Here is a 13,606-nt window from a genome sequence, read left to right on the forward strand (position 1 = left end):
TCCGGCGTTGCGAAGCGGTGGATGAGAAGGTGGACGGAGTGCGCACGAAGCGTCCATCCGGTGAGCAAATGGTATGAAAATGCTTGCGCAACAGGGCTGCGAATCGAAGCTCATCTACCTCATCGAAATCCGCCAATTTCTAATATCACGCACTGCAATTTCTTAAATATCACCATGCGCGCAACAAAAGTAAATCGTACGACTGACGCCAGGGCGGTAGATCGCACGAACGATCTGGACCGCACGGACAAGGCCATCCTGCGTGCGCTGCAGCGCGATGCCTCCATTTCCAACGTCGCGCTCGCGGCCAAGGTGCATCTGAGCGCGCCGGCCTGCCTGCGGCGGGTGGAGCGGCTCAAGCGCCTGGGCTTGATCGACGGAATCGTGGCGCTGCTCAACCCGCGCGCGGTGGGCGCGGGCATGCTGGTGCTGATCGGCGTGGTGCTGGACCGCTCCACGCCCGACTCCTTCGCAGCCTTCGAGAAAGCCGCCGCGAAGATCTCGGGCTGCATGGAATGCCACGTCGTCACGGGCGAGTTCGACTACTTCATGCTGGTGCGCACGCAGGACAGCGAGAGCTTCAACCGCCTGCATGCGGAGCAGCTGCTCTATCTGCCGGGCGTGCGGCAGATACGGTCGTTCATGACGATCCGCAACGTGCTGTCCACCACGGAGCTGCCGCTGGCCCTGTGACGTTCGAATGAGCGGGCAAACAGGGGGGGCGCAGGCGCGCGAGGCGCCCGCGCGTCAGCCCCGCTGCAGCAGCAGCTCCACGCGGCTGCGCAGGGTCTCCGGAGTGAGCGTGGCGGCGTCCAGCGGCGCGCCCACGTTCAACCCCACGCGGTTGAACATGCCGCGGCGGAAGGGCCGCACCATGGCATTGCCCTGCTCCACCCGGCTGAAGAACGAGCCCCACAGATGGGTGAGCGCCATGGGGATGACGGGCGGCTCCAGCCCATCGGCACGGGCCCGCTCGACGATCTTCATGATGCCGCCCTTGAAGGGCTGCAGCGTGCCGTCGCGCGTGATGCCGCCTTCGGGGAAGATGCCCAGCAGGTCGCCCGCGCGCAGCACCTGGGCCGCGCGCTCGAAGGCGGCCTCATAGACGGCAGGGTCGTCCTTCTGCGGTGCGACCGGAATGGCGCGGGCCAGCCGGAAGACGGCGCCCAGCACGGGCACGCGGAAGATGCGGTGGTCCATCATGAACACGATGGGCCGGGGGCTGGCGGCCATCAGCAGCACCGCGTCGATGAAGCTCACGTGGTTGCAGGCCAGCACGGCCGCGCCCTGCACGGGGATGTGCTCGTCGCCCGCCACGCGGAAGCGGTAGATGCAGCGCGAGAGCACCCATGCCAGGCAGCGCAGCAGGTATTCCGGCACGATCAGGAAGATGTAGAGCGCCACCACCGCATTGGCGATGCCGGTGAAGAGAAAGACCTGCGGCACCGTGAAGCCCGCGCCCAGCAGCGCGCCGGCGATGAGCGAGCTGGCGATCATGAACAGCGCGTTGAGGATGTTGTTGGCCGCGATGATGCGCGCGCGGTGCGTGGGCTGGCTGCGCAGCTGGATCAGCGCGTACATGGGCACGCTGTAGAGCCCCGCGAACAGCGACAGCAACGCCAGGTCGGCCATCACGCGCCAGTGCGCAGGCTGCGCCAGGAAGGCCGCCAGCCCCATCACCGGCGAGGGCGGCAGGCCGCGCGAGGCGAAATACAGGTCGATGGCGAACACGCTCATGCCGATGGCGCCCAGCGGCACCAGGCCGATCTCCACCTGCCGGCGCGAGAGCACCTCGCACAGCAGCGCCCCCGCACCGATGCCGATCGAGAACACCACCAGCAGCAGCGAGGCCACGCGCTCGTCGCCGTGCAGCACCTCCTTGGCGAAGCTGGGGAACTGCGACAGGAACACCGCGCCGAAGAACCACATCCAGCTGATGCCCAGCAGCGAGCGGAACACCACCGGGTTGCCGTGCGCCAGCCGCAGGTTGCGCCAGGTTTCGCTGAACGGATTCCAGTTGACGGACAGCCCCGGATCGGTGGCCGGTGCGGGCGGAATGCGCTGCGCCGCCAGCCTGCCGGCCAGGGCCAGTGCCAGGCAGGCCAGCGCCACGGCGCCGTGGCCGATCTCCGGGATCGCCACCAGCAGCCCGCCGGCCACGTTGCCCAGCAGGATGGCGACGAAGGTACCCATCTCCACCATGCCGTTGCCGCCCGTGAGCTCCCGCTCGTGCAGCACCTGCGGCAGATAGGCGAACTTGACCGGTCCGAACAGCGTGGAATGCACGCCCATGAGGAACACGCAGGCCAGCAGCAGCGCAGGCAGCGCCAGCACGAAGCCGGCCGCGGCCGCCAGCATGATGGCGATCTCCAGGTTCTTCACGAAGCGGATGAGACGCGTCTTCTCCAGCTTGTCGGTCAGTTGCCCCGCCGTGGCCGAGAACAGCAGGAACGGCAGGATGAACAGCGCACCGATGACCAGCCCCGCCAGGCTGGGCGGCATCCACGCCACGGCGAGCTGGTAGGTCACCATCACCGTGAAGGCGAACTTGAACAGGTTGTCGTTTGCCGCCCCCGCGAACTGCGTCCAGAAAAAGGGCGCGAAGCGGCGCTGGCGCAGCAGGGCGAACTGGTTGGGGTGCGCGCCGCCACCGTTCCCCGCGGGGATGGCGTCGGAGGCGGTATCGGCGGTAGCCCTCATGGGGGCCTGCTCCTGGCTCATGCCATGCTCCTATGGAATTGGGGGGCGGGTGGACGTGCTGCGGCGCCGAGGCTACCTGCTGCCCGGGCCATGCCGCCCGTGCCGACGACGATGGTGCCCGCGCGGCCGATGGTATCGGGCTCTGATCGCCACGGGAAACGCACACGCAGCTTGCGAATTGCCGGTCCGCAACGGGCGGCGCGGAGCGCAGTGGGCGAGTGCACAGCGATCACCAGCGCGCAGCAGGAAACCATCGCGACCTCGCTCCCGCGGTGCGAGGCGCCTGCTGCGCAGCCTGCCTGCAAGGCGAAGTCCAGCATGACCGCCGCCCGAAAGCCCCGCGCCGCAGGTGAGAGGGGCCGAATCAATGGGTACCGTAAAGCCATGGCCCCGCACTGCGGGGCGGCCGCAGCGGCAATCAGTCGATGAGCAGCTCAGCGCGGCCGATACCGGGGAAGTCCGCCAGCACCCTATCGCCCCGCATCACCGTCGGCGTGCCGGTCCACGATCCGGTGGTGACCCACTGCCCGGCGCGCAAGCCGCCCAGGCTCTGCGCGCCGAAGTTGGCCAGCCACACCAGCAGGCGCAGCGGCTCGCCGGCCGGGTTGCCGCCGGCGTCTTGCACCACCACGGTGCCGCCGTTGACCTCCAGCCGCACGGACTGCCGCAGCACATCCACCGCCGCGCCATCCGGACGCCCCGTGCCCACGATCAACGCACCATGGCAGGCCTGGTCGGCCAGTCGGCTCAGCGGGTCCTGCCCGCCCCAGGAGGCAAAGCGGGTGTCGCAGACCTCGATGGCCGCATGCACGGCGCCCAAGGCGCCCAGCACCTCGCCGGGCGCATACGGCTCGCCGCGCGGTGGCAGGTCGGCGATGCACTGGAACACCAGTTCCGCCTCCACGCCAATCACCAGAAAATCCTGCGCCCGCAGGCGCACCACACCGTCGGCGCCGGCCACATGCACGCTGTCGCAGGCCAGCGCAGCGCGCGCGGGTTCGGCCTCGGGCGAGGCCGCGCCCACTTTCCAGCCCACGATGGTGCCGCGCGCCTGCGCCACCCTGTCCTGCACGGCGTAGGCCTGAGCCGCATCGGCAGGCCGCAGCGCGGCGGGCAGATCACTGGGGCGCGGACCCTCGCCAGTGCGGACGCGAATGAGGCAGTCGGCGGCGGGGCGAGGATCGAAGTCGGCGGGCATGGGCTGCGAGGATGATGCGTACGCGGCCGCGCGCCAGTGCAACGGCCGGGATGGTGGGATCAGGCACACGGCAGGCCCGAAAGGCAGGATTATCGAAGCCCTTCCGTGCTGCGCGGTGGAACGGCACTCGCCCCGGGCACACCATATGCATATAGCGTGCGGCGATGTGCCCTTGCCCACAATCGCGCCCTCGCCTTCCCAACACCACCGCCCCCGCCACAGGAACCCGCCATGCAACATCCCGCAGCCGCCACCACCCTCCGCCGCCGCCCGATTCCTTCCATTGCAACCGTCCTGGCCTGCGCCGCGGCGGTCCTCGCGGTACCTGCAGCTGCAGCCGCCGAAGCCTCCGCTGCAGCCGACTGGCCGCGCCAGCCGATCACGCTGATCATGGGCTTTCCCGCGGGCTCGGGCGTGGACGTAGTGGCCCGGGTGGTGCAGGAGCCGCTGTCGAACAAGCTCGGGCAGCCGGTGGTCATCGACTACAAATCCGGAGCGGCCGGCAACATTGCCAGCGAGTACGTGGCCCGCGCCAAGCCGGACGGCTACACGCTGGCCTTCGGCACGGCAGCCACGCACGGCAGCAATGCGGCGCTCTACAAGAAGCTGCCCTTCGACGTGGAGGCGGATTTCGTGCCGGTGGGCACGCTGATCGACGTCTCCAACGTGCTCACCATCAACCCCGCCGTGATCGACGTCAAGACGCTCAAGGAGTTCGTCGATGAGGTGAAGGCCCACCCGGGCAAGTACAACTACGCCTCGACCGGCAACGGCGCGGGCACGCACATGGCGTTCGCCGAATTCAACGCGCGCCTCGGCCTGAACATGGTGCACGTGCCCTACAAGGGCGGGCCCGAGGCCATCACGTCGGTGGTGCGTGGCGAGACCTGCTGCATCATGAACCAGGTGCAGACCGTGCTGCCGCACTACAAGGCCGGAAAAGTGCGCCTGCTGGGGGTGACCACCTCCAGGCCCGTGGCCGCGGTGAAGGAGGTGCCCACCATCGCCTCCAGTGGCCTGCCCGGCACCCAGGGTTTCGATAGCGCGATCTGGTTTGGCATCTTCGCGCCCAAGGGCACGGATGTTGCCCTCGTCAAGAAGCTCAACGCAGCGCTCAAGGAGGTGCTGGAGCAGCCCGCGGTGCGCGAGCGCTTCGAATCGCAAGGCAACGCCGTGCGCATCGAAACGCCGGAGCAGTTCCGCCAGACCGTGCATGCCGACCGCGCCAAGTGGGCGCAGGTGGTGAAAGACGCAAAGATATCCATCGACTGAGATCGCAGCGCCGACCGAAGCCAGCCCCATCGCATCCCGCCCGCACGCCATGAACAGCCCCTCCCCCGCCGCCGGCCTGGCCGCGCTCGAAAAACGTCTGCAGCACGACCTGCTGACCCTCAACTGGCGCGCCAAGCCCTGGCTGCCCCAGCGCACGCACGCGGGCCAGCCGGTCATCGACGTGCTCATCATCGGTGCCGGACAAGCGGGCCTGGCGGCCAGCATGGCGCTCGTGCAGCAGGGCGTGCGCTCGGTGCTGCTGGACCGCGCCGAACACGACTACGAAGGCCCCTGGGCCACCACGGCGCGCATGGAAACGCTGCGCTCGCCCAAGGAGCTGACGGGCCCGGCGCTGGGGGTTCCCTCGCTCACCTTCCGCGCGTGGTTCGAGGCCCAGTGGGGCGACGCCGCATGGGCCGCGCTCGACAAGATCCCGCGCCTGCAGTGGATGGATTACCTGCGCTGGTACCGCCGCGTCACCCGTGCCGACGTGCGCAACGGCCATGCGGTCACCGCCGTTCGGCCGCGTGGCGACGGCCTGGTGGAGCTGGACGTGCAGGCGCAGGGCCTCGCCACGACCTGGTTCGCGCGCCGCGTGGTGCTGGCCACGGGCCGCGACGGCCTGGGCGGGCCGCAGATCCCGGCCTTCATGCAGGGCGTGGACCGCAGCCGCTGGGCGCATTCGTCCGATGTGCTGGACTACGCCACGCTGCGCGACCTGCGCGTGGGCGTGGTGGGCGCCGGCTCCTCGGCCATGGACAGCGCCGCCACGGCGCTGGAATGCGGCGCCGCCAGCGTGGACCTGCTGGTGCGCCGCCCCGACCTGCCCCGCATCAACAAGTCCAAGGGCTCGGGCGTGCCCGGCCTCACGCACGGCCACCACGACCTGCCCGATGCCTGGAAATGGCGCATCCGCCACTACATCAACACCACGCAGGTGCCCCCGCCGCACGGCAGCACGCTGCGCGTCTCGCGCCACGCCAACGCCTTCTTCCACCTGGGCTGCCCGGTGCAAAGCGTGCATGAGAACCCGGCCGACGGCGCGCTGCACGTCGCCACGCCGCACGGCAGCTTCGCCTTCGACTTCCTGATCGTCTCGACCGGCTTCGCCATCGACTGGGCGCGCAAGCCCGAGTTCGCGGCCATCGCGCCCTACGTGCGCACCTGGAGTGAGCGCTACACGCCGCCGCCGGGCGACGAAGACCAGGAACTGGCCGATTCGCCCGACCTGGGCCCGGTGTTCGAGTTCCGCGAAAAAGCCCCCGGCGCCTGCCCCGGCCTGGAGCGCGTGCACTGCTTCTGCTACCCGGCCGCGCTCTCGCACGGCACCGTCTCGGGCGACATCCCGGCCATCAGCGACGGCGCTCGCCGCCTGGCCACCGGCCTCGCCAGCCTGTTCTACCGCGAAGATGTGGACTACCACTTCGGCGTGCTGCAGGCCTATGCCGAGCCCGAACTGCTGGGCGACGAATGGACGCCTGCGGACACTGCCCGGCGCGTCCTGCCCCGCTGAGAACGTGTTCACGATCTCCTTCCGGCCCCACCGCACCGCAACGCATCGCCCATGACCACCACCGACACCTCCATCGCTGCCCACGACACCATCGACCACATCGCCGGCCTCGCACCCGGCAGCGCGGCCCACGCCGTGCGCCACCAGCGCGACAAGGTCGCCACCGCCACGCAGGGCTGCGAAGACGCGCTCTTCGGCGCCGGCCTGCCCGGCGGCCTCTCGCAAGCCGAGCGCCTGGCCGTGGCGCACGACATTGCCCGCGTGAGCGGCCTGCCCGCGCTGGCGGCGCACTACCGCGCGGCGCTGCAGCCGCTGCATGCCGAGCCGGCCGTGCAGGCGCTCGTCGAGACGCCCGGCGCCGCGATCGCGGATGCACGCCTGCAGGCCATCGTGCATTTCGCCCGCACCCTCGCCACGCAGCCGGCCGAAAGCGACCAGGCCGCCCTGCAAGCGCTGCCCGCTGCGGGCCTCTCGGTGCCCGACACGGTGCTGCTGGCGCAGCTGATCGGCTTCGTCACCTACCAGCTGCGCGTGGTGGCCGGCGTGGCCGCGCTGGCGCAGCTGGGCGATGCAGGCAGCGCGCCCGCTGCTGCGGCAACGGCGCAGGCGGCGGACGCCGCCCCTTTCGTCCACCCCGCCAACCTGCCCGCGCCCGGCGAGCCGCTGCGCGTGAACGGCTACACCAGCGAGACGCTGGACTGGAAAGCCTGGCTGCCCGTGCTTGACCCGGCAGTGGCCACGCCCGAGCAGAACGCGGTGCTCGACCTCAGCCACCCCAAGGCCCGCACGTCGGATTTCTACCTGCTGCTGGCGCACCAGCCGCGCGTGCTGTCCGAGCGCTCGCAAGCCTTCAACGCCATCATGTACGCGCCCGGCGGCCTCTCGCGCGCAGAGCGCGAAGTCGCGAGCACCGTGGTGTCGCGCGTGAACGGCTGCGTGTACTGCGCCTCGGTGCATGCCCAGCGCTTCGAGCAGCTCGCCAAGCGCAACGACGTGATGGCGCAGATCTTCACGGACCCCGATATCGCCGGCACCAATGCGCGCGAGCGGGCCATCGTGCACGCCAGCGCGGCGCTCACGCGCACGCCCGGCACGTTCGGCGCGCAGCACCTGCAGCCGCTGCGCGATGCCGGCCTGTCCGATGTCGAAATCCTGGACGCGCTGCATGCCGCCGCCCTCTTCGCCTGGGCCAACCGGCTGATGCTGAACCTGGGCGAAGCGGTTTTCCCGCAGGCCCGCTGAACCAGCGGCCGCGCCGGGCGCTTCGCGCGGTGCGGTTTCGCTGCTACGATCCGCCCCGCAGGAGAGCGGACGGCCGGCACAGCGGGCGTTCCACCGAAGGCGCAAACTCCCATACACGCTCAGGTACCGTACTGCACACCATCGAATGCCGTCTGGAGAGCCGCCACCACACCCAGTGGCGCACCGAAGGAGCAAGCCCTGCGCCGTGTTGGCGTGCGGTGAATCTCTCAGGTACCAAGGACAGGGGGAGCGGCAGCTGGGCCACGCGCCTGCTGCACGCTATTGAATTCATAGCTGCCTGCGCACGTGTGTCCAGCACTTGAACCCTCAAAGGCTTCAACATGCGCGTGATCGTCCTCGGCGCCGGCTTGCTCGGCACCACCTCCGCTTACTTCCTCCAGCAGCTCGGCCACGAAGTGACCGTCATCGACCGCCAGGCCACGCCCGGCGCAGAGACCAGCTTCGCCAACGGCGGGCAGATCTCGGTGAGCCATGCCGAGCCCTGGGCCAATCCGGGCGCACCGCTGAAGCTGCTCAAGTGGCTGGGCCGCGAAGATGCGCCGCTGCTGTTCCGGCTGCGCGCCGATATGCGGCAGTGGCTCTGGGGCCTGCAGTTCCTGCGCGAATGCACGCCGGCGCGCACGCGCCACAACATCGAGCAGATCGTCGCGCTAGGCACCTATAGCCGCGACACGCTGCAGCAGCTGCGGCGCGACACCGGCATCCGCTATGACGAACGCACGCAGGGCATCCTGCACTTCTACACCAGCGCCAAGGAGTTCGACGCGGCCCTGGCCCCGGCCGAACAGATGCGCCAGCTCGGCTGCGATCGCCGCGTGGTGAACGCCGACGAGGCCGTATCGCTGGAACCTGCGCTGGCCACCATCCGCCCCCAGCTGGCCGGCGCCACTTACACGGCCGCGGACGAGTCAGGTGACGCCAACCTCTTCACCCGCGAGCTGGCGCGGCTGGCCGAGGCGGCCGGCGTCCGGTTCCGCATGGCCTGCCACATCACCGCGCTGCGCACGGTGGGCGGCGCCATCGACCACGTGGAGATCACCAATGCCGAAGGCCGCTACGAGCGCGTGAGCGCCGACGCCTACGTGCTGGCCATGGGTTCGTTCAGCCCGCTGCTGGCCGAGCCGCTGGGCCTGCGCCTGCCGATCTATCCGGCCAAGGGCTATTCAGTGACGCTGCCCGTGCGCGATGCCTCCGCCGCCTACACGGCCAGCCTGACCGACGACGAATACAAGCTGGTCTTCTCGCGTTACACCCGAGCCGCGCAGGACGGACAGCCCGCGCGCGACGTGATGCGCATCGCCGGAACGGCCGAGCTCAACGGCTACGGGCGCGCGCTGAACCACGTGCGCTGCGAGGCCATCGTGCGGCGCGTGGAAGCGCTTTTTCCTGGTGCGGGCGACACGGCGGGTGCGCAGTTCTGGTCGGGCCTGCGCCCGGCCACGCCCAGCAACGTGCCGCTGATCGGCAAGACCAGGCTGCCCAACCTGTACCTCAACACCGGCCACGGCACGCTGGGCTGGACGCATGCCTGCGGCTCGGGCAAGTCGATCGCGCGCATCGTGAGCGGGCTGGCGCCGGAGCTGGACTTCGCGTTCGCCGGGCTCCCCGCGGCATCCGCCCCCGCCTGCTGCCGGCCTGATGCCTGAGGCCCGCTTGCCCTGCGGCGAACGGGGCAGCGGGGCAGCGCAGCTCGGCGGTGAAGATGCGCGGCGAGAGGCGCCTGAGGCGCTCAGTTCGCCGCGTTGCCCACGAACACGGTCAGCACGCCGGTGTAGCCGTAGAGCCGGTCGTGCGCGATCTCGCCGGCGGCGAAGAAGCCCACCAGGGGCACGTCGCCCAGCGCATGGCGCACGATCTGCAGCTCCGCGCTGGGCCCGCCGAAATGCGGCCCGCCGCGGCCCGAGCAGCTGACGTAGATGGCACCCAGGATCTGCCGCTGCTGCGCCTCGCCCGGCGCGTCGGCGCCCGCCAGCGCGCGGGTGAGCGCGTTCTCGTCGTAGGTTTCGGGCGCCAGCTCCTCGCGGATCTCGGCGCAGATGCGCATCAGGTCGGCGCGCGCCGCAGCCACATGGCGCTGGCAGAAGGCCAGCCGCATGCCAGACTCCACGCGGTCGGCCAGGGCCACACCGCGCCGCGCGGCATCCAGGCCCACGATGTGGCGCACTCGCACGTCGGTGCCGAAGTGGCCGGTGCGGCCCTGCGGCTGCGCGCCCGCATCCACCAGGCCGGCGAGCGTGGCGCGCACCTTCTGCAGCGCGGGCTGCGGATCGCCGTCGAGCGAGACTTTCAGGGTCTCCAGCAGGACGTCGAGCGCGGGCCTGTGGTCGAGCTCCAGCGCGACGTTGTCCTGCGCGGCGGTCACCGTCATCAGCGGGCCGACGGGCTGGCAGCCCTGGGTGACGCGCGAGAGCAGCTGCACGCCGGCGCCGAAGGCCACGCCCGAGAGGCCGCCGTCGAACACGCCACCCGCCGCGCCCTGCCCCGCGATGTTGCCGTTGCCGGCCACGGCGAACTGCACGCTCTGCGCACGGCTGGCCGCCAGGCCGCCGAACAGATAGCCGGTGGCGGTGCGGTCAGCCACCTCGGCGATCAGCTCGGCGAGTTCGGGTGTGCCGCCATCGGCATGCACGAGGGCGGTGTGCGCCGTGAAGCCCCCCGCCGCCGCGCCGCTGCGCGAGAGCGGCGCCACGCCGGAGAAGACGCGGTACTGATCGGCCGGCACGTCCAGCAACATGACGGAGAGCGCCGGCTCGTCGAAGTATTCGGCGTTGTTGGCCGCAACGCCCACGCCGACGGAGCCACTCCAGTCGGTCACCTCGGGCAGCTCGGAGGCGAGCCAGTCGAGCAGCTCCGCCGCCGCATGCGCGTAGTGGTCGGTGATGTAGATCAGGCCCAGCGTGGGCGCGGATGCGTACTGCGGCTGGGCCATCTGCGCGCGCAGCTGCGCCAGCACCAGCGCAGCGGCCATGTTCCATTGCGGATGGGTGGCGTGTCCGTGGGGAAAGAGGGGCATGGAGGGATTGTCAGGGAAGGGCCGCGAAGGCCCAAGGCGAAGGGGCAAACGAAGCGGACCGGTCCCGCGCTCCGCCCGCGGGCCGGCCGAAGAAGGTGGGCTCAGCGCGCCGTGCGCGAGCGCCCGCTGGCAGCGCGCGCCGGTGCAGGCGCAGGCTTGCGCGCGGAGGCTGGGGTGGCGGTCTTGGCCGGGGCCTTCTTGGCAGGGGCCTTGGCTGCCGCGCGCGTGCTCGCCTTCTTGGCGGGTGCCCGGCGCTTGGTGGCGGCCTTGGGCGCATCGGCGGCAGGCGCGGCACTCGCCGCCCTGCGCGTGGCCTCCTGCACGCCCTGCAGCCCCTGCGCGGCCAGGTGCGATGCCATGTCAGTGGCGCTCTTCACGGCTTCCGCGGCCATGTCGCGCGTGGCATCAAACGCGCCCTGGTGCTGCGCGACGTCTTTCAGCGCATTGGCCGCGATCTGCTGGAACTGCGTGCCCAGCGCCGTCCACCATTGCATGGGATCGACCACGCCGGCGGGCTGGTCCGCGTCGGCGGCGGCATCGGCCTGCGCATCGGCGTCAGGGCCGGCTGCGTCTTCTGCATCGCGGTGTGGGGCTTGGTACGCGGGGGCGCTGGCCTGCGCAGCCGCATCGGCCGCCGCAGCCGGCTTGGGCGTGAACGCGCTGGCCAGGTCACCCATGGCCACGTTCATGCCCTTGAGCGTGGCGAGGGTCATCTTCTGCACCTCCAGCGCCTGCACGGTGGCGGTGAGCGCACGCGAGTTCTGGTCGAGCCAGAACTGCACGGCCTTCAATTCCTCGATGCGCTTTTCCAGCTCTTCTTCGCTCACCGTGGGCGCGACCCAGCTGGACATGCCGGGCATCGCCGGCATGGCGGGCATGCCTGCGGCGGAGTTCTTGGCCAGGTTCTGCAGGAAGTCAAAGCCCGGCACAAAGCGGCCGAAGCCGAAGGGGGTGTTGTCGCTCATGGCAGTCCTTCGCAAAGGGGTTTGTCTCGTGTGAGGCACGGCGGCGGCGCCGCGCGTTGCGGGTGCTGCAGCTTAACGCGGTGGCCGCGCAGGCAAGCCCCTCGCATTCCCGCGTCAGCCTGCTGCCAGCGCAGCGCGCGACGTGCAAAGCGCCTGTCCATGCGGGCTGGCGCGGCGTTTTGGGCTCGCGGCCCGCAGCACACCGAGCAAAGGTCCTAGAATTCGCCGACCAGCCTCGCTGGAAAGTTCTGCTCCGTTTCATCCAGAAGAGATCAATCAACATCATGGCAACTGCAAAGAAAACCACCGCGCCGGCCACCAAGGCCGCCACCACCACCAAGAAGACCGCCGCTGCTCCCGCAGCCGCCAAGAAGGTGACCACCGCTGCCGCCGCACCGAAGAAGGCTGCCGCGCCGGCCAAGAAGGCCACGGCCGTCGTGAAGAAGGCCGCAGCGCCTGCCGCCGCCAAGGCCACGCCCGCAGCCCTGAAGCCCGTGAAGGACGTGTTCAACAAGACCACGCTGGTGGCCCACCTGGCCACGCAAGCCGGTGTCGAGCCGAAGGCCGTCAAGGCCGTGCTGACCGCGCTCGAAGGCGCCATCCTGGGCTCCGTGCACAAGAAGGGCTCCGGCGAATTCACGCTGCCCGGCCTGATGAAGATCGGCCTGCAGCAAGTGCCCGCCAAGAAGAAGCGCTTCGGCAAGGATCCGTTCACGGGTGAAGAGCGCTGGTTCCCCGCCAAGCCCGCTTCGGTCAAGATCAAGACCCGCGCGCTGAAGAAGCTCAAGGACGCCACGCTCTGATCGGACGCGGCACGGCTCCGGTACCACCGGGGCACGCCCACAAAAAAGGCCGGCTCGATGAGCCGGCTTTTTTCGTTCCGGGGCTGCGCGCTGCGCGGTTCAGCTGCCGGCAGGTTCCAGGTACATCTGCGCCAGACGCGCACGCTCGGCCGGCCCCACGCCCAGCCGGCCCTGCAGGTAGCGGTCGAGCCCGCCGTGGTCGCGCTCGACCACGTCCAGAGCGGCATGCAGGAAGTCTTCCTGCACGCGCCAGAGCACGTTCATCACCTCGGCCGGGGCCGCGCGCAGGAAGTGGCTCGGCGGCTGGTAGAGGCCATTGGTGAGGAGGTAATCCTGCATCACCACGTCGCGCGGCACGCCCAGCGCCAGCAGGATGAGCGCCGCAGCGAAGCCCGTGCGGTCCTTGCCTGCGGTGCAGTGGAAGACCAGCGGCGCATCGCTGTGCAGCAGATGCTCGAACAGCGCGGCGAACTGCGCGGCGTTGTCGGAGACGAACGCGCGGTAGGTGTCCTGCATCAGCGCGACGGCGATGGCCGGCGTGAGCTGCTCGCCGGCCAGCGCCATCTCCTTGGAGCGCTGCACCACGGTGGGCTCGATCGGCAGCGCGTGGTAGGCCACGCCAGGCATGGCGTAGGCCAGCGAGGCACTCTCGGCCTCGCCGCGGAAGTCGATCACGCGCGCCAGGCGCAGCGGCTCCAGCACCTGCGTGTCCTGCGCGGTGAGCGAGGCCAGATGGTCGGAGCGGAACAACCGCCGCCAGCGCACGGGCCGGCCGTCCTGCCCGGCGTAGCCGCCCAGGTCTCGGAAATTGGTAGCGCCCGACAGGGGCAGTGAACGCGTGTAGGAAGACATGGCAGGCACTTTAGCGAAAGCGCCGCC

At 70.2% G+C, this 13,606-nt stretch carries 11 protein-coding genes and 1 riboswitch; of the genes, 6 read left to right on the plus strand and 5 right to left on the minus strand.

Features of this window, described 5'->3' with window-relative positions:
* Positions 1 to 174: 174 nt before the first annotated feature.
* On the plus strand, positions 175 to 693 hold the full coding sequence (locus AC3A84_RS17145) for an Lrp/AsnC family transcriptional regulator (RefSeq protein WP_487971241.1): 519 nt from the start codon (positions 175 to 177) through the stop codon (positions 691 to 693).
* A gap of 54 nt (positions 694 to 747) precedes the next feature.
* Here AC3A84_RS17145 and AC3A84_RS17150 read toward each other — a convergent pair whose 3' ends face one another.
* Both AC3A84_RS17150 and AC3A84_RS17155 read right to left on the minus strand, forming a co-directional pair.
* A complete protein-coding gene (locus AC3A84_RS17150; protein WP_487971272.1) occupies positions 748 to 2,700 on the minus strand; it encodes an MFS transporter in 1,953 nt (650 codons plus the stop codon).
* A gap of 418 nt (positions 2,701 to 3,118) precedes the next feature.
* On the minus strand, positions 3,119 to 3,898 hold the full coding sequence (locus AC3A84_RS17155) for a 2-keto-4-pentenoate hydratase (RefSeq protein ID WP_487971242.1): 780 nt from the start codon (positions 3,896 to 3,898) through the stop codon (positions 3,119 to 3,121).
* Positions 3,899 to 4,129: 231 nt separating this feature from the next.
* Here AC3A84_RS17155 and AC3A84_RS17160 point away from each other — a divergent pair, with 231 nt between their 5' ends.
* From AC3A84_RS17160 to AC3A84_RS17175, 4 genes are all read left to right on the plus strand, one after another.
* Entirely contained in the window at positions 4,130 to 5,170 is a 1,041-nt protein-coding gene (locus tag AC3A84_RS17160; RefSeq protein WP_487971243.1) for a Bug family tripartite tricarboxylate transporter substrate binding protein, read from the plus strand.
* A gap of 49 nt (positions 5,171 to 5,219) precedes the next feature.
* Positions 5,220 to 6,683 carry a SidA/IucD/PvdA family monooxygenase gene (locus AC3A84_RS17165; RefSeq protein ID WP_487971244.1) on the plus strand — a complete coding sequence of 488 codons (1,464 nt, stop codon included), beginning with the start codon at positions 5,220 to 5,222 and terminating at the stop codon, positions 6,681 to 6,683.
* Positions 6,684 to 6,734: 51 nt separating this feature from the next.
* Complete coding sequence (locus AC3A84_RS17170; protein ID WP_487971245.1) at positions 6,735 to 7,925, plus strand: CMD domain-containing protein; 1,191 nt, start codon at positions 6,735 to 6,737, stop codon at positions 7,923 to 7,925.
* 142 nt (positions 7,926 to 8,067) lie between these two features.
* Positions 8,068 to 8,179, plus strand: a riboswitch (glycine riboswitch).
* A gap of 87 nt (positions 8,180 to 8,266) precedes the next feature.
* Positions 8,267 to 9,592, plus strand: a complete 1,326-nt coding sequence (locus tag AC3A84_RS17175) for a D-amino acid dehydrogenase (protein WP_487971246.1) — start codon at positions 8,267 to 8,269, stop codon at positions 9,590 to 9,592.
* Between the two features lie 83 nt (positions 9,593 to 9,675).
* Here AC3A84_RS17175 and AC3A84_RS17180 read toward each other — a convergent pair whose 3' ends face one another.
* Positions 9,676 to 10,959 (minus strand): FIST signal transduction protein, encoded by a 1,284-nt coding sequence (locus tag AC3A84_RS17180; RefSeq protein ID WP_487971247.1) that lies wholly within the window; start codon positions 10,957 to 10,959, stop codon positions 9,676 to 9,678.
* Positions 10,960 to 11,060: 101 nt separating this feature from the next.
* Positions 11,061 to 11,924 (minus strand): PhaM family polyhydroxyalkanoate granule multifunctional regulatory protein, encoded by an 864-nt coding sequence (locus tag AC3A84_RS17185; protein WP_487971248.1) that lies wholly within the window; start codon positions 11,922 to 11,924, stop codon positions 11,061 to 11,063.
* A 284-nt stretch (positions 11,925 to 12,208) separates the two neighbouring features.
* On the opposite strand from AC3A84_RS17185, the gene AC3A84_RS17190 reads away from it, so the two are divergent.
* Complete coding sequence (locus tag AC3A84_RS17190; RefSeq protein WP_487971249.1) at positions 12,209 to 12,727, plus strand: HU family DNA-binding protein; 519 nt, start codon at positions 12,209 to 12,211, stop codon at positions 12,725 to 12,727.
* 99 nt (positions 12,728 to 12,826) lie between these two features.
* Here AC3A84_RS17190 and AC3A84_RS17195 read toward each other — a convergent pair whose 3' ends face one another.
* On the minus strand, positions 12,827 to 13,579 hold the full coding sequence (locus AC3A84_RS17195) for a tyrosine-protein phosphatase (protein ID WP_487971250.1): 753 nt from the start codon (positions 13,577 to 13,579) through the stop codon (positions 12,827 to 12,829).
* Positions 13,580 to 13,606 lie beyond the last annotated feature (27 nt).

This window comes from Paracidovorax sp. (assembly GCF_057642795.1).

Bases quoted from the DNA above. Each gene is read 5' to 3' on its own strand.
- AC3A84_RS17145 (WP_487971241.1), top strand. From the start codon at position 175: ATGCGCGCAACAAAAGTAAATCGTACGACTGACGCCAGGGCGGTAGAT.
- AC3A84_RS17150 (WP_487971272.1), bottom strand. From the start codon at position 2,700: ATGAGGGCTACCGCCGATACCGCCTCCGACGCCATCCCCGCGGGGAAC.
- AC3A84_RS17155 (WP_487971242.1), bottom strand. From the start codon at position 3,898: ATGCCCGCCGACTTCGATCCTCGCCCCGCCGCCGACTGCCTCATTCGC.
- AC3A84_RS17160 (WP_487971243.1), top strand. From the start codon at position 4,130: ATGCAACATCCCGCAGCCGCCACCACCCTCCGCCGCCGCCCGATTCCT.
- AC3A84_RS17165 (WP_487971244.1), top strand. From the start codon at position 5,220: ATGAACAGCCCCTCCCCCGCCGCCGGCCTGGCCGCGCTCGAAAAACGT.
- AC3A84_RS17170 (WP_487971245.1), top strand. From the start codon at position 6,735: ATGACCACCACCGACACCTCCATCGCTGCCCACGACACCATCGACCAC.
- AC3A84_RS17175 (WP_487971246.1), top strand. From the start codon at position 8,267: ATGCGCGTGATCGTCCTCGGCGCCGGCTTGCTCGGCACCACCTCCGCT.
- AC3A84_RS17180 (WP_487971247.1), bottom strand. From the start codon at position 10,959: ATGCCCCTCTTTCCCCACGGACACGCCACCCATCCGCAATGGAACATG.
- AC3A84_RS17185 (WP_487971248.1), bottom strand. From the start codon at position 11,924: ATGAGCGACAACACCCCCTTCGGCTTCGGCCGCTTTGTGCCGGGCTTT.
- AC3A84_RS17190 (WP_487971249.1), top strand. From the start codon at position 12,209: ATGGCAACTGCAAAGAAAACCACCGCGCCGGCCACCAAGGCCGCCACC.
- AC3A84_RS17195 (WP_487971250.1), bottom strand. From the start codon at position 13,579: ATGTCTTCCTACACGCGTTCACTGCCCCTGTCGGGCGCTACCAATTTC.